Origin of the sequence: Pseudomonas sp. SBB6, assembly GCF_024213215.1 — a bacterium.
Lineage (GTDB): Bacteria > Pseudomonadota > Gammaproteobacteria > Pseudomonadales > Pseudomonadaceae > Aquipseudomonas > Aquipseudomonas donghuensis.
Map to the genome: position 1 here is coordinate 212,677 of NZ_JANAVH010000004.1, position 18,021 is coordinate 230,697.

At 62.6% G+C, this 18,021-nt stretch carries 15 protein-coding genes; 5 read left to right on the forward strand and 10 right to left on the reverse strand.

Annotation, left to right across the window (positions count from 1 at the left end):
* Positions 1–5 precede the first annotated feature (5 nt).
* Genes NLX68_RS09820 through NLX68_RS09830 form a run of 3 tightly spaced genes read right to left on the reverse strand, consistent with a single transcriptional unit; the run spans position 6 to position 1,757 of the window.
* Entirely contained in the window at positions 6–278 is a 273-nt protein-coding gene (locus NLX68_RS09820; protein WP_010222262.1) for a phosphopantetheine-binding protein, read from the reverse strand.
* Entirely contained in the window at positions 253–1,065 is an 813-nt protein-coding gene (locus NLX68_RS09825; RefSeq protein WP_254283838.1) for a 1-acyl-sn-glycerol-3-phosphate acyltransferase, read from the reverse strand. Before NLX68_RS09825 ends, NLX68_RS09820 begins: the two co-directional genes overlap by 26 nt.
* Complete coding sequence (locus tag NLX68_RS09830) at positions 1,041–1,757, reverse strand: beta-ketoacyl synthase chain length factor (protein WP_254283839.1); 717 nt, start codon at positions 1,755–1,757, stop codon at positions 1,041–1,043. Before NLX68_RS09830 ends, NLX68_RS09825 begins: the two co-directional genes overlap by 25 nt.
* Before the next feature lie 317 nt (positions 1,758–2,074).
* Here NLX68_RS09830 and NLX68_RS09835 point away from each other — a divergent pair, with 317 nt between their 5' ends.
* Positions 2,075–2,848, forward strand: coding sequence for a ParA family protein (locus tag NLX68_RS09835; protein WP_010222266.1), 774 nt, complete (start codon positions 2,075–2,077; stop codon positions 2,846–2,848).
* Here NLX68_RS09835 and trxC read toward each other — a convergent pair.
* Complete coding sequence (trxC, locus tag NLX68_RS09840; RefSeq protein ID WP_254283840.1) at positions 2,845–3,279, reverse strand: thioredoxin TrxC; 435 nt, start codon at positions 3,277–3,279, stop codon at positions 2,845–2,847. The two genes, NLX68_RS09835 and trxC, sit on opposite strands and share 4 nt — an antisense overlap.
* Positions 3,280–3,455: 176 nt before the next feature.
* Here trxC and NLX68_RS09845 point away from each other — a divergent pair, with 176 nt between their 5' ends.
* From NLX68_RS09845 to NLX68_RS09855, 3 genes are all read left to right on the forward strand, one after another.
* The gene (locus NLX68_RS09845) at positions 3,456–3,743 is read left to right on the forward strand and encodes a type II toxin-antitoxin system HigB family toxin (RefSeq protein WP_254283841.1); all 288 of its coding nucleotides are present in this window, start codon (positions 3,456–3,458) and stop codon (positions 3,741–3,743) included.
* A gap of 5 nt (positions 3,744–3,748) precedes the next feature.
* Complete coding sequence (locus NLX68_RS09850; RefSeq protein ID WP_254283842.1) at positions 3,749–4,150, forward strand: type II toxin-antitoxin system HigA family antitoxin; 402 nt, start codon at positions 3,749–3,751, stop codon at positions 4,148–4,150.
* 66 nt (positions 4,151–4,216) lie between these two features.
* On the forward strand, positions 4,217–4,702 hold the full coding sequence (locus NLX68_RS09855; RefSeq protein WP_254283843.1) for a DUF4265 domain-containing protein: 486 nt from the start codon (positions 4,217–4,219) through the stop codon (positions 4,700–4,702).
* A 10-nt stretch (positions 4,703–4,712) separates the two neighbouring features.
* On the opposite strand, the gene selO is transcribed toward NLX68_RS09855, so the two are convergent.
* The 6 genes from selO to betI all read right to left on the reverse strand — a co-directional run bounded on the left by selO (position 4,713) and on the right by betI (position 15,541).
* Complete coding sequence (selO, locus tag NLX68_RS09860) at positions 4,713–6,173, reverse strand: protein adenylyltransferase SelO (RefSeq protein ID WP_254283844.1); 1,461 nt, start codon at positions 6,171–6,173, stop codon at positions 4,713–4,715.
* A 58-nt stretch (positions 6,174–6,231) separates the two neighbouring features.
* Positions 6,232–9,582, reverse strand: coding sequence for a mechanosensitive channel MscK (gene mscK / locus NLX68_RS09865; RefSeq protein WP_254283845.1), 3,351 nt, complete (start codon positions 9,580–9,582; stop codon positions 6,232–6,234).
* Between the two features lie 39 nt (positions 9,583–9,621).
* Positions 9,622–11,364, reverse strand: a complete 1,743-nt coding sequence (locus NLX68_RS09870; RefSeq protein WP_254283846.1) for a potassium/proton antiporter — start codon at positions 11,362–11,364, stop codon at positions 9,622–9,624.
* Between the two features lie 232 nt (positions 11,365–11,596).
* Positions 11,597–13,294 carry a choline dehydrogenase gene (gene betA, locus NLX68_RS09875; protein ID WP_254283847.1) on the reverse strand — a complete coding sequence of 566 codons (1,698 nt, stop codon included), beginning with the start codon at positions 13,292–13,294 and terminating at the stop codon, positions 11,597–11,599.
* Between the two features lie 77 nt (positions 13,295–13,371).
* Positions 13,372–14,844, reverse strand: coding sequence for a betaine-aldehyde dehydrogenase (gene betB, locus NLX68_RS09880; protein WP_254283848.1), 1,473 nt, complete (start codon positions 14,842–14,844; stop codon positions 13,372–13,374).
* 31 nt (positions 14,845–14,875) lie between these two features.
* The gene (betI, locus tag NLX68_RS09885) at positions 14,876–15,541 is read right to left on the reverse strand and encodes a transcriptional regulator BetI (protein WP_010222276.1); all 666 of its coding nucleotides are present in this window, start codon (positions 15,539–15,541) and stop codon (positions 14,876–14,878) included.
* A 422-nt stretch (positions 15,542–15,963) separates the two neighbouring features.
* Between betI and betT the strand changes: the two genes are divergently transcribed.
* Complete coding sequence (gene betT, locus NLX68_RS09890) at positions 15,964–17,967, forward strand: choline BCCT transporter BetT (protein WP_302056135.1); 2,004 nt, start codon at positions 15,964–15,966, stop codon at positions 17,965–17,967.
* Positions 17,968–18,021: the final 54 nt, after the last annotated feature.

Sequence of the window (18,021 nt, forward strand, 5' to 3'; positions counted from 1 at the left end):
CTGTCTCAGGCTGCCTGTTTAGCGGTGACGAAAGCCGCAAGGCTGGCCACGCTGGTGAAATGGTTACGGGTGTCCTTGGCATCGGCGTCGATCTTGATGCCGTACTTCTTCTGGATCGCCAGGCCGAGTTCGAGGGCGTCCACCGAATCCAGGCCCAGGCCTTCGCCAAACAGGGTCTGCTCGTCGCCGATGTCCTGGGCGCTGATGTCTTCCAGGCCCAGGGCGTCGATGATCAACAGCTTGATGTCGTGGTTAAGGGTGTTCTGTGGATCGCTCATCTTCGGCGAGCTCCTTGGTGAAGTGCTGATGCAGGTGTTCATTGAGTTTGCGCGAGGCCTGCGGGGCAGGGCCTTGTGCGGCGAAGGCCTGTGGGTCGATGTCGGCACCGACCTGCAAGCTGAAATGCACCCGGCGCTGGGGAATGCGGTACCAGGGTTCGGCCTTGGTCAAGGTGCTGGGGGCGACCTTGATGGTGACCGGGGTGATGATTTTCGCACCACGCAGGGCAATGGCCGCCGCGCCGCGATGAAAGGCAGGCGGCTGGCCGGGTTGGGTGCGCGTGCCTTCGGGGAAGATGATCAGGGTTTGGCCGCCTTGCAGCGCCGCCACGGCGCTGTCGAGCATGTCCATGCTGCCGTCGTTGCTGATGTACTCGGCCGAGCGCACCGGGCCACGGGTGCACGGGTTGTGCCAGAGACTCTGCTTGACCACGCAATTGGCCTGGCGCACCAGGCCGATAAGAAACACCACATCGATCAGCGACGGGTGGTTGGCGATGATCATCTGCCCTGGGCGGCCGAGCTTTTCGGCGCCCTTGATTTCATAGGTGAGCACGCCGCTGGCGGCCATGAAGCGAATGAAGCGCCAGAACAGCCAGCTAATGGTGTGCCGGGCGCGCTGGCGATGGCGTGCGGCACCGCCAGGCAGGCAGGCCAGCAGCGGGAAGACCAGCAGGCGCAGGCACAGGCCGCCGACGCCGAACAGCAGAAAGCTGACGGCGGTAGCGAGCAGGCGCCAGTAATAGGCGTCGCGCGGTCTGCTTATGGCTTGCGTTGCCAGTTCCATGTGCGGCTCTTCCAGGTGTGGGTACAAGTGCTGTCGCCCTTGAGCAGGCAACGCAACCAGCTCAAGGCATGGGGTTCGCTCGACGGTGCAGCGCCGGCGTTATCGCCAAGGCGCAGTTGCCAGTCATCGCCTGGTGTCAGGAGCAGGCCCAGCGCATAGGCGAAGGGCACGTCATCAATCCTCGGGCCGTAGGCCGCGGGCGGCTGCTCTTCAGTAACAATCAGCAGCACCGCCGGAGCGCCTTCGCCCAGCAGGCAAGCGGCTTCCAGCACACCCTGTTCGAAACCGTCACCGGCAGCAGCCAGGGCGGTCATCTCACTGGTTTCGCCCCGCATGATCGACCACAAGCCAATCACCGCGTTGTGTACCGAGAGGCTGAATTGGGTTGGCGACAGCGGTTGCTCATTGGCCAGGTCGCTGAGGATCTCGAAGGTACGTGGGGTTTCGCCATGCCGGGAAACGAACACCAGCGGCAAATCCTGCAAACCCTCGGCCAGCGGCCAGCCCACGGCAAAGGCCATGCGCGCCAGGCGGCTCAGGCGACGACGCTGCATGGCTGGTAAAAACGACACATCCGGTGCCTGTTCAGCCTCTGCCGGCAAGTGCTTTGCCTGGCTCCAGGCCTGCCAATCGGCAGCCGTCTGCAGGCCTGGTGCCCACGCGCGCCACTGGCTGATATTGAATGTGATCACTTTGTTGTACTTCCCGCCCTGAGGGACTTCCTTGCCGAGGGAGTAACTCGGAACAACGACCTGACAGGGGTGTGGCGCAATCGCCGAGTGGCGCGCATTATCCCGGTGCTGTCGGCGTGTAGCAAATGCTGGTTACAAATACTCCGGCTTGAAACAGACCTCGATTGTTCAGCTTCGTCAGGTCAGTCTGGTTTTTCCCGACCAACGGAGGTTATGGGTTGTCGGTCGATTCCTCGTCAACTTGAGCCCGACGGTGCTGGTCAAGCGGACCCTTCGCACACATACTCGGTCATCCCCAGACACACGGAGGTCATTCCATGCGGCGCGTGGTGTTCAATCAGAAAGGTGGCGTCGGCAAGTCGAGCATTGCCTGCAACCTGGCAGCGGTGAGTGCCAATGAAGGCTATCGAACCCTGTTGATCGACCTGGATGCCCAGGCCAACTCGACCCAGTACCTCACCGGCCTTACCGGCGAGGACATTCCCATGGGCATTGCCGACTTTTTCAAGCAGACCCTGTCTTCCGGGCCGTTTGCGAAAAAGAACAAGGTCGATATCTACGAAACACCGTTCGACAACCTGCATGTGGTGACCGCCACCGCCGAGCTGGCCGACCTGCAGCCCAAGCTTGAGGCCAAGCACAAGATCAACAAGCTGCGCAAACTGCTGGATGAGCTGGACGAGGATTATGACCGGATTTACCTGGATACTCCGCCAGCGCTTAACTTCTATGCTGTTTCTGCGTTGATCGCTGCTGATCGAGTGTTGATCCCCTTCGATTGCGACAGTTTCTCGCGCCAGGCGCTGTACGGGCTGCTGGCCGAGATCGACGAGCTCAAGGACGATCACAACGAAGAACTGCGGGTCGAAGGCATCGTCGTCAACCAGTTCCAGGCCCGCGCCAGCCTGCCCCAGCAGATGCTTGACGAGTTGATCGCCGAGGGTCTGCCGGTGCTGCCGGTGTACCTCAACAGCTCGGTGAAGATGCGTGAATCACACCAGGCCAGCCTGCCGCTGATTCACCTGGAGCCGCGGCACAAGCTGACCCAGCAGTTCGTTGAACTGCACGCCCTGCTCGAAGAAGGCGTCTAGACGCCCTGGCTGCGCAACCACTCCAGCAGTTGCTGGAGTGGGAATGCACCGCTCTGGCGCGCCACTTCCCGGCCGTTTCTGAACAGGATCAGGCTGGGAATCGAACGAATCCCCAATTGCCCGGCCAGTTGCTGGTTGGCCTCGCTGTCCAGCTTGGCCAGGCGGCAGCGCCCGCTGAGCTGGCTGGCCGCCTGCGCGAAGATCGGCGCAAACGACTTGCACGGCCCGCACCAGTCGGCCCAGACATCGACCAGCAGCGGCAGGTCGCCCTTGATCTGGCTGGCGTAGTCGCCCTGTTTCAATTCGAACGGCACGTCCAGCAGGACCGGGCTCTTGCAGCGGCCGCATTTCGGGCTGTCGCCAAGGCGTTCGCCGGGGATGCGGTTGAGGCCGTTGCAGTGGGGGCAGGGGATGAGTAGTGGGTCGCTCATTTGAGTTCCTGTGAAGGGTGAGAATGTTGAAACACTAAGAACATTCTCGCGCAAAGACAAATACGGCCACTGCTTGCCGATCATCCGGAATGTTTTGATAAATATCGCAGGTTGCTATATTCGTGCAATATTCCCACGCTCTTTCCTGGAAAGCACTTTGCGATTCGGGATGTGCCATGCATGTGATTACGGAAAAACGCATCTGGGAGGCGAAGGCGGCATGGCCACGAGCGGCCTCGGCGCTGGACGCTTGGTATCGACTGGTCAAGGCCTGCCATCCGGCAGACTTTGCGGCGATGAAGGCGACTTTTCCTGCAACAGACAAGGTCGGGGCCTTGCATGTGTTCGATATCGGCGGCAATAAATTGCGGCTGATCGCGGTTGTGCACTACAAGACGCAGCGCCTGTACATCAAGCACGTGCTCGATCATGGCGAGTACGCCAAAGGCAAGTGGAAGGAGTGAAGGCAATGAGCCCACTGATCAAGCAAGCAGCAGCGCATTGGCGGTTCGTTTCGCCGTTGCTGCGCAAGCCGACCAGCGAAGCGGACTATGATGCACTGGTCCAATCGCTGGATGAACTGCTGGTATTGGTCGGCGAGGATGAAAGCCATCCCCTGGCAAGCCTCGCCGTACACCTGGGCGATATGCTGCAGGCCTATGACCATGCCCATCGGCCTTTGCCTCGGGCCAGTGGCGTTGACGCGTTGCGCTACCTGATGCAGGAGCATGGCCTTAGGCAAGGCGATCTGCCGGAGGTAGGTTCGCAGTCGGTAGTCTCAGAGGTGCTGGCGGGCAAGCGTCAGCTCAATCTGCGTCAAGTGCGTGAACTGGCACGACGCTTTTCGGTACCGGCGGACGTGTTCTGTTGAGGGGCAGGAACCGACAAGTTGAATGGTTTAGGATGTGCGCCTTTCAAGCAGGCCATGGAGTGCCCGATGGATTGCCAGCATTCAGCGCATATCCGCATTTTTGTCGATTCCCGATCCAATGGCGACCCGGTATTCGAGAGCGTGCCGGTCCGTCAGATCGATGCGAATACCTTTGAGCTGCTGTCGTCACCAGGGTTGGCCCTCGACTTGGCCCGTGGCGATACCATCCGCATCAACCACCCGGACCAGCGCGCCGAAGTGCTGCAGCGGGGTGGCAACTTCTGCATTCATATTTATGCCGACGACCTGCCCCAGGAGGCCGTCGACACACTGCAAGACGAAGTGCAGACGCTGCTCGGCGGTACTCTGGATGGTCGCTACAAGGGCAACCTGACCCTGGCCATCCCCGCGCGTAACGGTTTTGCAGCCATCCGTGAAGTGTTCGACCGCTTTCGCCAATGCACCGGCGTCGAGTGGTACTACGCCAACATCTACCGCAACCTCGACGATGACGAGGACGAAACCCTGCTCGACTGGTGGCTCGACAGCTGAGGCGCAGGCCTTACGACGAGCAGCTGATTTCCAGGTGCTTGCCCCACTCCGGTGGGCGCTGGGCGTAGGCTTGCATGCCCGGCTGCTCCTCGAACGGTTTGCTCAGCACCTGGTGCAGCCGGCGAACTTCCTCGTAGTCGCCACCCTCGGCCGCCTCGATGGCGCGCTGGGCCAGGTAGTTGCGCAGGATGTACAGCGGGTTGACCGCATGCATGCGCGCGCGGCGGCCTTCGGCGTTGCCGGGCTCGCGCTGCAGGCGTGCCAGGTAATCGGCTGACCACAGGTCGAAACCGGCCAGGTCGATGAAGTCGTCACGCACTATCTGCAGCGCCTGCTCAGCAGGCTGGTCGCCGAGCTGGCGGAAGAACAGGGTGTAGTCCACCGCGCCCGGTTGCATCAGCTGCAACAGGCGTTCGATCAGCAGCTTGTCGCCGTCTTCTGCGCGGGTCAGGCCCAGACGCCGACGCATCAGGTCCAGGTAATGGGCCTCGTACAACGGCAGGAACAGCCCCAGAGTTTCCTTCAGCGCTTCGACGCTGATGAACGGCGTCAGGGCCTGGGCCAGGGCGCTGAGGTTCCAGTGGGCGATGGGCACCTGATTGCTGTAGCTGTAGCGGCCCTGGTCATCGGAGTGATTGCAGATGAAGTTGGCGTCGAAGTCGTCGAGGAAGGCAAAGGGGCCGAAGTCGAAGGTGATGCCCAGGATCGACATGTTGTCGGTGTTCATCACGCCGTGGCAGAAGCCGTAAGCCTGCCAGCGGGCAATCAGCTCGGCGTTGCGCTCGACAATGGTGCGGAACATCGCCAGGTACGGCTCCGGCGCGTCGCGGCACTCGGCAAAATGCGTATTGAGCACATGCTCGGCAAGCAGGCGCTGCTGTTCGGGCTGGCGGGTGTAATAGAAATACTCGAAATGACCGAAGCGTACATGGCTCGGCGCCAGGCGCAACAGCATGGCCGCGCGCTCCTGGGTTTCGCGCCAGACCGGCGTACTTGAGCCGATCACGCACAGCGCCCGGCTGCTGGGGATGCCCAGGGCTGGCAGGGCTTCGGAGGCAAGGAATTCGCGGATCGAGGAGCGCAGTACCGCGCGGCCATCGCCCATGCGCGAATACGGCGTCTGCCCGGCGCCCTTGAGGTGCAGGTCCCAGGATTGGCCGGCGTCATTGCGCACTTCGCCCAGCAACAGGCCACGGCCATCGCCCAGGCGTGGGTTGTAGGAGCCGAACTGATGCCCGGAATAGACCATCGCCCGCGGCTCGGCCTCGGCCCACAGTTTGTGGCCGCCGAACAGTTCGGCAAAGACCGGGGAATGGGCTTCGGTTGGTTCCAGGTCGAGCAACGCCATGGCCGCTTCGCTGGCGATCACCAGGCGCGGTTCGGCAATCGGCTCGGGCAGTACCGAAGTAGAAAAGGCGTCGCCCAGGCGGGCGAAACGGTTATCGAACGTCAGTTCGTCGAGGGCTTTCAACGGCCATCTCCTGGAGAAAACCTGAGTATTCTGCAAGGGTATGGCCGCTGGCGTCCAGTCAGGCCGGTTTGCCTGGTGCTTCGTCAGCGGGCTTGCCGCTGTTGTTGGCGGTTGGCAGCACGGTCTTGTCCAGGCTTTCTACCGGGACCATCTTGTACTCCTGGCCCTGCATGTTCTTCAGGTAGATCTCCATCTGCCGGAAGGAGATGTTGATGTGCTGCCGCTTGAACTCTTTGTTGATGTAGCGGTTGATCTCGTCGAGTACCGGGTTGCGGTCGCCCAGGTCGCGTACGTGCATGCGCAGTTCGTGGTCCAGGGTGCTTTCGCCGAAGTTGAGGAAGTAGACGATAGGCGCCGGCTCCTTGAGCACCCGCGGGTTGTCGTTGGCCGCCTTGAGCAGCAGGGTGCGCACCAGGTCGAGGTCCGAGCCGTAGTCGACGCCGAGCTTGAGGGTTACCCGGGTGATGGTGTCGGTCAGCGACCAGTTGATCAGTTGCCCGGTAATGAAGGTCTTGTTCGGGACAATGATGTCTTTGCGGTCGAAGTCGGTAATGGTGGTGGCGCGGATGCGGATCTTGCTCACCGTGCCCGACAGGTTGCCGATGGTAATGGTGTCGCCGATCCGTACCGGGCGCTCGAACAGGATCATGATCCCGGAGATGAAGTTGGCGAAGATCTCCTGCATGCCAAAGCCCAGGCCCACCGACAGGGCGGCCACCAGCCACTGCAGCTTGTCCCAGCTCACGCCCAGGGTCGACAGGGTCGAGACAAAACCGACCCCGGCAATCACGTAGGACAGCAGCGTAGTGGTGGCGTAGGCGCTGCCCTGGGCCAGGTTCAGGCGTGACAGCACCAGCACTTCAAGCAGGCCTGGCAGGTTGCCGGCCAGGGCGATGGTGATGCCGATGATCACCAGGGCGCCAATCATGTCACCGAGGCTGATCGGCACCATGCTCATGGCCGCGCCAGTGCCGCTGGTGTACTCGTACAGGGTGATATTGTCGAGGTAGGCAAAGACGCTGATCAGGTCCGACCAGACCCAGTACAGGGCGGCGATGAAACCACCGAGCAGGGCCAGGCGAATCAGGCGCAGGGACTGCTGGTTGACCTGTTCGATGTCCAGGGTCGGCTCTTCGACCACCGCTTCGCCATCCAGGCCTTCCTTGGTCGCCTGGCGCTTGCTCAGCGCCCGTTGGTAGGCCAGGCGCCGTGCAGCCACGGCCAGGCCGCGGACGAAGGCGGCCTCGATCACCAGCCAGAACATCAGCAGGTACAGGGTATCGATCAGGCGGTCAGTGAGCTTGAGCGCGGTGTAGTAGTAGCCAAAGCACACGGCGATGAACAACGCCACCGGCAAGGCGGTGAAGGCCACGCCCACGGCTTTGCGGAACAACGAGGTGTTGCGGTGGGTGGGGCTGCTCAGCAGCAGGCGGCTGAGCAGCCAGGCCATCAGCGCGTAGCAGGTCAGCACCACACCGATACCGAGCACGTCGTCGGCCAGGGCCGACGGTTGATGCTCGGCCACGGCCACCACGCCGACCAGGGCCAGGACCACGGTGCCCAGGCGACGGATCCAGCCACGGAGGAACTCGACCTGGGGTTTTTCCCAGCGAAAGTGCAATTCGGCCACTCCGCCCGGGGCGAGTATGCGGTAGGCGGTGTAGAACACCAGCCAGGCCTGGGCCACCTGGAACAGCGCCGAGCCAAGGTTGGCATTCTGCCCGCGGGCGTCGATCTGCAGGGCGTAGCCGCACAGGGCCAGGCCCAGGCTCAGGGGCATGGCCAGGAGGATATTGACCAGGATGGCCTGGGGCGTGTGCCACTGGCTGTCACGCTTGAAATGGCCGACATCCTGATGAACCTTGGTCAGGCGTGCATACAGGTACTTGCGCCGCCACAACAGGGCGCCGATCAGCAACAGCAAAGGCAGGAACAGCAGCGGACGCTGGCCCAGGCCGTCGGTCAGCTCCTTGAGGCCCGAGCCCCAGGGCAGGCTGACCACCTGCTTTTGCAGGCGATCAGGCACGGTGCGTAGCCATTCCAGGTCCAGCGGCTTGTTGCTGGGAATCCAGAACATCTGCTCATCGAGGGTCGCGCGCAGGTTCTGGGCAGTGCTGAACAGCTGCTTCTGGTTCAGCTGCAGGGTGATCGATTCGTTGAGCAGCGCGCTCAGTTCGCGGTTCAGGCGTTCGAGCAGGTCGCTGCGGGTGATCGCCACTTCCAGCAGGGCTTTGCGCAATTGTGGGGTGACGGTCTCGGGTGGTTGCGCGGTGAGCAGCTTGTCGACATAGCTGCTCGCGCTGCTGATCTGCTCGCGCTGCTGGTTGACTTCGAACTGGTACAGGCGGATGTCGGCGATCTGGTCGGCCAGGTCGCGGTCGAGCTTCAGGTGCGGTAGCGCCTGCTTCTGCTTGTAGAGGATCTTCGACAGCAGCAGGCTGCCCTTGAGCACGCTGATCTGCTCGTCCAGGGCCTGGTCGCTCTGGGTCAGGCTGTCCAGTTGCTGCTTGGTCTTGAGGTTCTGCTGGGTCAGTTCGTTGAGGCGGTCGGTGCTGCGCAGCAGGTAGTCGGAAAGCTTGAGGTTGGCAGCGCTTTCGGTGGCCAGCAGGGTGCTGCCGCCGGCCTTCTGCGCTTCGATCGACTGCTCGGTGACGGTTTGCTGGGACTGGGCCAGGCGCTTCTGGTTGATCAGCGTCTGCAGGTCCTGGATTTCCTGTTCCAGGCGCGTGGCGCGCTCGATCAGCAGGTCATGCTGGCTGTTGCCCAGGTCCTGCAGCAGGCTATTGCCGGCCAGCTCCTGGCGGCGCAGCAGGGTCAGGGCGTTGAGTGCGGCCAGTTCGGCGTTGAGCTGGTTGCGCTGATCGGCGCTCAACGGCTTGCCGCCGTCCTTGCCGATCTTCAGGCTGGTGTTGATCTGCTGGGCGCGGGTCTGGTTGGCGCTGATTTCTGCCTGGGCCCGCTCGGGCCGGGTCTGCGCGGTGATGGTCAGGCTGTTGGCCTCGGACAGCGCCTTTTGCAGTTCGCCCTGCTCGGTGTTGCGCTCGGCCAGCAGTTGCTCCAGCTGCGGCACGCTGGAGGCGGCGTAGCGCTGGGCGACCGGGATCACCTTGCTGCCCTGCAGCTTGGCCAGCTCACGCTGGTTTTCGCTGGTCTGGCGCGGCGCGTCGTTGAGCTGGTGCTTGAGGGCGGTGAGCTTCTGCTCGCTGTCTTCCTTGTTGCCGAGGAAGGTCAGGGTCTGCTCGAGCACCTGCTGCAGGGCTTTCTGTTCGGCCTCGGGCAGCTTGCGCTCGGCGATCTTGTCCAGGCTTTGCTGGATCGATGCGGTGGTTGGCGGTTCAGCCGCCCAGACCGGGGAGAAGGACAGGCACAGCCCGATCAGGGCTGCGCTTAACAACGTGCGCAGGGACATAGGCAGACAATTCGTACAGGCAGAGGCGAAGAACAGAGTTTAAAGGAACAATCCAGGGCCGGGTCGAGTTCCTTCGGGGAATTTGACGCCCACTTTGAGGATCTTGTTCCCTTCCATCACCGCAACCGTCCACAAGGTGCTGTTCCACTCGATCTGGTCGCCGACCACCGGTGCGCCGCCAACCTTCTGCGCAATGAAGCGGCTGAGCGGCATGTGTGGGTCCTGGCCGTCGAGCTTCAAACCGTACAACGCCGCTACAGCCCCCAGTTCTGCGTCCCCTTCGAGCACGAAGTCACCAAAGAAGCGCAGGTCCTGGCCACGCTGCGGCGCCTGGCTGAACAGCTTGCCGAGGGCCGGCAGGTTGTGTTCGTGGCCGATCACGCAGAGCAGGTCGTCGACCTCCAGGGTGGTACTTCCCGACGGATGGAGCAGCTGCTGGCCGCGAAACAGCGCCGCGATGCGGGTGCCTTCAGGCATTTTCAGCTCGCGCAGGGCGGCGCCGATGCACCATTTTTCCGCGCCCAGTCGATAGATGAACAACTCCCACTCGCTGGTGATGTGCACTTCCAGGGCCGAGCGGGAGATCGGTGCAGGGTCGGGCGGTACCGTCACTTTCAGCAGCTTGGCCACCCAGGGCAGGCTGGTGCCCTGCACCAGCAACGACACCAGGACGATGAAGAACGCCAGGTTGAAGAACAACTGGGCATCCGGCAGCCCGGCCATCAGCGGGAACACCGCCAGAATGATCGGCACTGCGCCACGCAGGCCCACCCAGGAGATAAAGGCCTTTTCGCGGCCATGGAAGGCCTTGAACGGCAGCAGGCTGGCGACCACCGACAGCGGCCGGGCGAAGATGATCATCCACAGCGCCAGGCCCAGCGCCGGCAGGGCGATCGGTAGCAGGTCGTGAGGCGTCACCAGCAGGCCGAGGACCAGGAACATACCGATCTGCGCCAGCCAGGCCATGCCGTCGAGCATGTGCAGGATGCCGTGGCGGCTGCGGATCGGCCGGTTGCCCAGCACCAGGCCGCACAGGTACACGGCAAGGAAGCCGCTACCGTGCAGGGCGTTGGTCAGCGAGAACACCACCAGGCCGCCGGCCACCACCAGGATCGGGTACAGGCCGCCGGCGAGGTTGATGCGGTTGACCAGCTGCAGCATCAGCCAGCCGCCCCCCAGGCCCAGCAGGCCGCCGATGCCGAACTCGCGCAACAGGTGAGTGAGCAGGCTCCAATGCAGGCCGGTCTGGCCGCTGGCGATCATGTCGATCAGGGTTACGGTGAGAAACACCGCCATCGGGTCGTTGCTGCCCGATTCGATTTCGAGGGTTGCCGTCACCCGTTCGTTCAGGCCCTTGCCGCCGAGTAGCGAGAACACCGCCGCAGCGTCGGTGGAGCCAACGATGGCGCCGATCAGCAGGCCCTGGATCAGGCTCAGGTCGAACAGCCAGGCGGCGACCATGCCGGTCAGGCCGGTGGTGATCAGCACGCCGACGGTCGCCAGCGACAGCGCCGGCCACAGGGCCACGCGGAAACTCGCCACCCGCGTGCGCAGGCCGCCGTCGAGGAGGATCACCGCGAGGGCCAGGTTGCCCACCAGATAGGCAGTCGGGTAGTTGTTGAAGATGATCCCGCCACCATCGACCCCGGCGATCATGCCGACCGCGAGGATGATGACCAGGATCGGGATGCCCAGGCGTGAAGACAGTGAGCTGACCAGAATACTTGCACCCACCAGCAATGCGCCGATCAAGAACAGGCTATTGATGGTGGACGCATCCAAAGGCAGTACTCCGGGGGAAAGCAGGAAGGGGGCGGCTTGCTTTCGATAAGCAGGTCGCGTGCCAAGGATTCTAACCTGAGGGGTTGGCGGGGTGTAAAGGGTTAATCGCGGGTACAAAAAAGACACTCCCTGGAGTGCCTTCTTGTGTTGCCTTTGCGGGCCTCATCGCGGGTCAAGCCCGCTCCCACAGGTGATGTGCAATCCGTGTGGGAGCGGGCTTGACCCGCGATGCTTACGCCTGCTTGACCTCACGCATCGCCTTGCCCTTGACCGGCGTGCCGTTGGCGACGTAGTACTTGGCGGTGCTGCGTGGCAGCGGCTGGCGGTTGCGGATCTTGTCGGCGATTTTCTCGGCGATCATGATCGTGGTGGCGTTGAGGTTGCCGGTGATGATGATCGGCATGATCGAGGCATCGACCACTCGCAGGCCCTGCATGCCATGCACGCGGCCCTGGCCGTCGACCACTGCCATGTCGTCGTCGCCCATCTTGCACGAGCACGACGGGTGGAACGCGGTCTCGGCGTGCTCGCGGATGAACTTGTCCAGTTCCTCGTCGGTCTGCACCTCGGCGCCCGGGCTGATTTCGCGGCCACGGTAGGCGTCCAGCGCAGGCTGGGCCATGATTTCGCGGGTCAGGCGGATGCCGTCACGGAATTCCTGCCAGTCCTGCTCGGTCGCCATGTAGTTGAACAGGATGCTCGGGTGCTGGCGCGGGTCCTTGGACTTGAGCTGGATACGGCCGCGGCTAGGCGAGCGCATCGAACCCATGTGGGCCTGGAAGCCGTGTTCCTGTACACCGTTGCTGCCGTTGTAATTGATCGCCACCGGCAGGAAGTGGTACTGGATGTTCGGCCATTCGAACTCTTCACGAGTGCGGATGAAACCACCGGCTTCGAACTGGTTGCTGGCGCCGATACCGGTGCCTTTGAACAGCCACTCGGCACCGATGGCCGGCTGGTTGTACCAGAGCAGCGACGGGTACAGCGATACCGGCTGGGTGCAGGCGTATTGCAGGTACAGCTCAAGGTGGTCCTGCAGGTTTTCGCCCACGCCTGGCAGGTCGTGAACCACAGGCACGTTGAGGCTTTCGAGCAGGGCGCGCGGGCCAACGCCGGAGCGTTGCAGCAGTTGCGGCGAAGCGATGGCGCCGGAGCAGACGATCACTTCCTTGCGCGCACGGGCTTCGACGCGCTCTTCGCTGGCGCCGACCAGGTAGCTCACGCCAACAGCGCGCTTGCCGTCGAACAGCACGCGATCGCTCAGGGCGTGAGTGACGATGGTCAGGGTCGAGCGCTTCTTGGCGGTGTCCAGGTAGCCGCGGGCGGTGCTGGAACGACGGCCTTTAGGCGTCACGGTACGGTCCATCGGGCCGAAACCTTCCTGCTGGTAGCCGTTGAGGTCTTCGGTACGCGGGTAACCGGCTTGCACGCCGGCTTCGACCATGGCGTGGAACAGCGGGTTGTTGCCGGCTTTAGGCGTGGTCACGCTGACCGGGCCTTCGCCGCCGTGGTAATCGTTGGCGCCGATGTCGCGGGTTTCCGCTTTGCGGAAGTACGGCAGGCAGTCCAGGTAGGTCCAGTCCTCAAGGCCTGGCAGTTTTGCCCAGCCGTCGAAGTCCATGGCGTTGCCGCGGATGTAGCACATGCCGTTGATCAGCGACGAGCCACCCAGGCCCTTGCCGCGACCGCATTCCATCCGACGGCCGTCCATGTGCGGCTCCGGGTCGGTCTCGTACGCCCAGTTGTAGCGGCGGCCCTGCAGCGGGAAGGCCAGCGCGGCTGGCATCTGGGTGCGGAAGTCCATGCGGTAGTCAGGGCCACCGGCCTCGAGCAGCAGGACAGTCACGCCTTCGTCTTCGGTCAGGCGGGTCGCCAGGGTATTACCGGCAGAGCCGGCACCGACGATGATGTAATCGAATTCATGGGACATGTTCGTTCCCTCATTGGCAGTAGGCAGGAAAGCGGGAAGCGCCCGGGCGCGTGGCCCGGGCGCAGCTACAGGGGTGCTTAGAACACCGAGTTGTAGTTACCCAGCTCTACCTGTACCGACTTGATGCGCGTGTACTGAGCCAGCGAGCTCACGCCGTTCTCACGGCCGACACCGGACTGCTTGTAACCGCCGACCGGCATTTCGGCCGGCGACTCGCCCCAGGCGTTGATCCAGCAGATACCGGCTTCCAGCTGGTGGATGATGCGGTGGGCGCGGCTGATGTCGTTGGTGCACACGCCAGCGGCCAGGCCGTATTCGGTGTCGTTGGCACGACGGATGACTTCTTCCTCGGTCTCGTAGGAGAGGATGCTCATCACTGGGCCGAAGATCTCTTCCTTGACGATGGTCATGTCGTCCCGGCAGTCGGTGAACACGGTAGGTGCCACGAACGCGCCCTTGGCCAGTTCGCCTGCGGTCAGACGCTCGCCGCCACAGAGAACGCGTGCGCCTTCTTCCTTGCCCTTGGCGATGTAGCCCAGCACGCTTTCCATGTGAGCGAAGCTGACCAGCGGGCCGAAGTTGGTGTTTTCGTCTTCAGGGTTGCCAACGCGGATGCGGGCAACGCGCTCGGCGATCTTGGCTTCGAAAGCCGCTTTCATCGAGGCAGGGACGAACACGCGGGTACCGTTGGTGCAGACCTGGCCCGAGCTGTAGAAGTTGGCCATCATGGCGATGTCGGCGGCGCGATCGAGGTCGGCGTCGTCGCAGATGATCAGTGGCGACTTGCCGCCCAGTTCCATGGTGACTTCCTTGAGCGTCGAGCTCGAGGCGCTGGCCATGACCTTCTTGCCGGTGGTGGTGCCGCCGGTGAAGGAGATTTTCTCGATGCGCGGGTGCTCGGTCAGCCAGGTGCCGACTTCACGGCCGCTGCCGGTCAGAACGTTGAACACGCCGTCCGGCAGGCCGGCTTCGGTGTAGATCTCGGCCAGTTTCAGGGTGGTCAGCGAGGTGACTTCGCTCGGCTTGAAGATCATCGCGTTACCGGCCGCCAGGGCAGGAGCGGATTTCCACAGGGCGATCTGGATCGGGTAGTTCCAGGCGCCGATACCGGCGGTCACGCCCAGCGGCTCGCGGCGGGTGTAGACGAACGAGCTGTCGCGCAGCGGGATCTGCTCGCCTTCGATGGCCGGTACCAGGCCTGCGTAGTATTCCAGCACGTCGGCGCCGGTGACGATGTCGACGTAGCGGGTTTCGGAGTAGGACTTGCCGGTGTCCAGGGTTTCCAGGGCGGCCAGCTCATCGTTGCGCTCGCGCAGGATGTCGACGGCGCGGCGCAGGATGCGCGAACGCTGCATGGCGGTCATCGCCGCCCAGACTTTCTGGCCACGTTCGGCGCTTTCTACGGCGCGCTCGACGTCGGCTTGGGTAGCGCGTTGCACCTGGGCGAGGACTTCGCCGTTGGCCGGGTTGATGGCGTCGAAGGTAGCGTCGCTGGAAGCGTCGACATAACCACCATCAATGTAGAGTTTTTGCAGTTCGAAACGGGCCATAGTGTCCTCGCAAGTGCATATGTGTGTTTGGCTATCCGTGCAGCGCTCCTGCTTGTTTGGCAATCGCGACGCGCGGTGGTTCAGAGGCCTGGTTTTGCGTGTCCGGGCTCGTCTGTTTCGCCAGTTGTAGATCCATGTATTCGTAAGCGATTTGTTTCGCCTGGTCGGTGTCGAACGCGTCTCCGGACAGCGCACCGCGCAGCCACAGACCGTCGATCAACGCTGCCAGGCCACGGGCCGCGGTGCGTGCATCAGGCAGCGGCAGGACGCGGCGGAACTGGCAGCACAGGTTGGAATACAAGCGGTGATCGTTGATCCGCTGCAACCTGTGCAAAGACGGCTGGTGCATGCTGGAAGCCCAGAAGGCCAACCAGGTTTTCATTGCCGGGCCGTTGACCTGGCTGGCGTCGAAGTTGCCTTCGATAATCACCTGCAGGTGGGCGCGCGGGCTGGTGTCCTTGAGCGCCTGCCGGTTGGCGACGACGTTCTCGTTCAGCACGCTCATCAAGTACCGCATGGTCGCTGCGATCAGGCCGTTCTTGTCCTGAAAGTAGTGACTGATGATGCCATTCGACACACCGGCCAAACGGGCGATCAGCGCAATGCTGGCGTCACCCATGCCGACCTGATCGATGGCCATCAATGTGGCTTCGATCAACTGCTGGCGGCGAATGGGTTGCATACCGACCTTGGGCATCTTGCAAATCTCCTCAGGCCTGCGAGCAGTCGACGAGCGGCTGCCTCGGCGAAGGCCAGTCTATTTTGTTTTGATTGAACGTTCAATCAACAAAGAATAAGCTCTGCGACAATCTGTGCAATTGACAGGTTTTTCCTACCTGCAGTGAGCACAAATTGGCACCCCAAAAAGACGTGGAACCCCCGGAATACAAGGTGTTGACGGGTGTAAGCGGCGCGTTGAGCAGATCTGCCGAGCGGTATCACACCGCGCGGCCAACCCTCGGGACGGGGTTTTCGGCCTGTTTTTTTCAACGCAATCGATTCGGGATCACGGTTTTTTCAAGGTGCTTTTATAACACCTGCAGCTGTGGGGCTATTGCACCATTTGCTCGGGTAACGATTGTTTCGTGTTTCTCTCGCACTGCCCGGAGCCTATGTGCAATGAGTTCTGCCTCCCTAATCAAGACCCCTGCCGAGAGGGTCCGGGTCAACAGCGTGGTGTTCTTCACCTCGACGTTGCTGATCCTGTTGTTGACTGCCTTGCTGATCGCAGTTCCCGAAACCGCCGGCCGCGTGCTGAACGAGGCCCAGGCCTGGTTGTCGCGCAGCTTCGGCTGGTACTACATGCTGGTGATTGGCGGCTACCTGCTGTTCGTCATCGTTCTGGCCTTCTCCAATTTCGGCAAGCTCAAGCTTGGCGGCAAGGATGACAAGCCGGACTTCAGCTATGGTGCCTGGGCCGGGATGCTGTTCTCCTCCGGTATCGGTATCTCGCTGCTGTACTTCGGCGCGTCCGAGCCGCTGGATCACTACTTCAACCCGCCTGAAGGCGCACCGGCCAGCCTGCAATCGGCCCGTGAAGGCCTGCAGCTGACCTTCCTGCACTGGGGTCTGCATGGCTGGGCAATCTATGCCCTGGTCGGCCTGGCCGTGGCCTACTTCGCCTACCGCCACAACCAACCCCTGGCACTGCGCTCGGCGCTGTACCCGCTGGTTGGTGAGCGTTGGGTCAAGGGTGCCGCGGGCCACACCGTCGACATCTTCGGCATGTTCGTGACCCTGCTGGGCCTGGTGACCAACCTGGGTATTGGTTCGATGCAGGTGTCCTCGGGGCTGGAATACCTGTTCGGCATGCAGCACAGCGACACCAACCTGCTGATCGTGATCCTGGTGATGAGCACCGTGGCGACCATCGCCGCCGTGTCGGGTGTGGAGAACGGCATCCGCCGCCTGTCCAACCTCAACATCATCCTGTTCAGCGGCCTGCTGTTGTTCGTGCTGCTCAACGGCCCGACCCTGCACCTGCTCAACAGCTTCGTGCAGAACATCGGCGACTACCTCAACGGCGCGGTGCTAAAGACCTTCGACCTGTACGTCTATGAAGGCGACAGTGACAAGTCCGAGCGCTGGCTGGGTCTGTGGACCGTGTTCTACTGGGCCTGGTGGATTTCCTGGGGCCCGTTCGTCGGTATGTTCATTGCCCGTATCTCGCGCGGTCGTACCGTGCGCGAACTGGTCGCTGGCGTGCTGCTGATCCCGCTGGGCTTCACCCTGGCCTGGCTGTCGATCTTCGGCAACTCGGCGCTGGACCTGGTAATGAACCAGGGCGCGGTGGAACTCGGGCGAACAGCGCTGGAGCAGCCGGCGATGTCGATCTACCAGCTACTCGAGCACTATCCGTTCGCCAAGATCGTGGTCGGTGTGGCGATCTTCGTAGGCTTCGTGCTGTTCCTGACTCCAGCCGACTCCGGCGCGGTGATGATGGCCAACCTTTCCTGCAAAGGCGGCCATGTCGATGAAGATGCGCCGAACTGGCTGCGTATCCTCTGGTCGGCGATCATTACCGTGGTCACCATCGGTTTGCTTCTGGCCGGTAACTTCCAGGCCATGCAGACCATGGTGGTGCTGGCGGGGCTACCGTTCTCGGTAGTGCTGGTGCTGTTCATGTTCGGCCTGTACAAGGCCATGAAACAGGACAGCCAGGTCGAGCAGGAGCAGGCTGAACTCGCTGCCCGTGGTCGTCGCGGTTTCAGCGAGCGCCTGAGCCAGCTGGACCTGCAGCCGACCCAGGCAATCGTTCAGCGCTTCATGGACAAACGCGTCAGCCCGGCGCTCAAGGAAGCGGCCGCGCAGCTGCAGACCCTGGGCTTCCAGGTGCAGACCCGGGTCGGCCAGTCGCGTTCGGCCATGGGCCTGCGCATCGACATGGAAGAAGGCAACCCGTTCGTTTACGAAGTAAGCCTGGACGGCTACCTGGCCGCACCGAGCGAGGCACCGGTGGAAGGCGAGTCGGAAGTGCGCCAGCGCTTCTACCGCGCCGAGGTCTACCTGCACAACGGCAGTCAGGAATACGACCTGATGGGCTTCACCCCGGAGCAGATCACTCGGGATGTGCTCGATCAGTTCGAAAGCCACCGCCAGTTGCTGGGGCGTGTCTATAGCTGATAACGGCTGATGGACCCGAAGGGCTCTGTTCGCAGGAACAGGGCCCTTTTTCAT

Excerpts from the sequence above, each read along its gene's own strand:
- NLX68_RS09820 (WP_010222262.1), bottom strand. The coding sequence starts at position 278 with ATGAGCGATCCACAGAACACCCTTAACCACGACATCAAGCTGTTGATC.
- NLX68_RS09825 (WP_254283838.1), bottom strand. The coding sequence starts at position 1,065 with ATGGAACTGGCAACGCAAGCCATAAGCAGACCGCGCGACGCCTATTAC.
- NLX68_RS09835 (WP_010222266.1), top strand. The coding sequence starts at position 2,075 with ATGCGGCGCGTGGTGTTCAATCAGAAAGGTGGCGTCGGCAAGTCGAGC.
- trxC (WP_254283840.1), bottom strand. The coding sequence starts at position 3,279 with ATGAGCGACCCACTACTCATCCCCTGCCCCCACTGCAACGGCCTCAAC.
- NLX68_RS09845 (WP_254283841.1), top strand. The coding sequence starts at position 3,456 with ATGCATGTGATTACGGAAAAACGCATCTGGGAGGCGAAGGCGGCATGG.
- NLX68_RS09850 (WP_254283842.1), top strand. The coding sequence starts at position 3,749 with ATGAGCCCACTGATCAAGCAAGCAGCAGCGCATTGGCGGTTCGTTTCG.
- NLX68_RS09855 (WP_254283843.1), top strand. The coding sequence starts at position 4,217 with ATGGATTGCCAGCATTCAGCGCATATCCGCATTTTTGTCGATTCCCGA.
- mscK (WP_254283845.1), bottom strand. The coding sequence starts at position 9,582 with ATGTCCCTGCGCACGTTGTTAAGCGCAGCCCTGATCGGGCTGTGCCTG.
- betA (WP_254283847.1), bottom strand. The coding sequence starts at position 13,294 with ATGTCCCATGAATTCGATTACATCATCGTCGGTGCCGGCTCTGCCGGT.
- betB (WP_254283848.1), bottom strand. The coding sequence starts at position 14,844 with ATGGCCCGTTTCGAACTGCAAAAACTCTACATTGATGGTGGTTATGTC.
- betI (WP_010222276.1), bottom strand. The coding sequence starts at position 15,541 with ATGCCCAAGGTCGGTATGCAACCCATTCGCCGCCAGCAGTTGATCGAA.
- betT (WP_302056135.1), top strand. The coding sequence starts at position 15,964 with ATGAGTTCTGCCTCCCTAATCAAGACCCCTGCCGAGAGGGTCCGGGTC.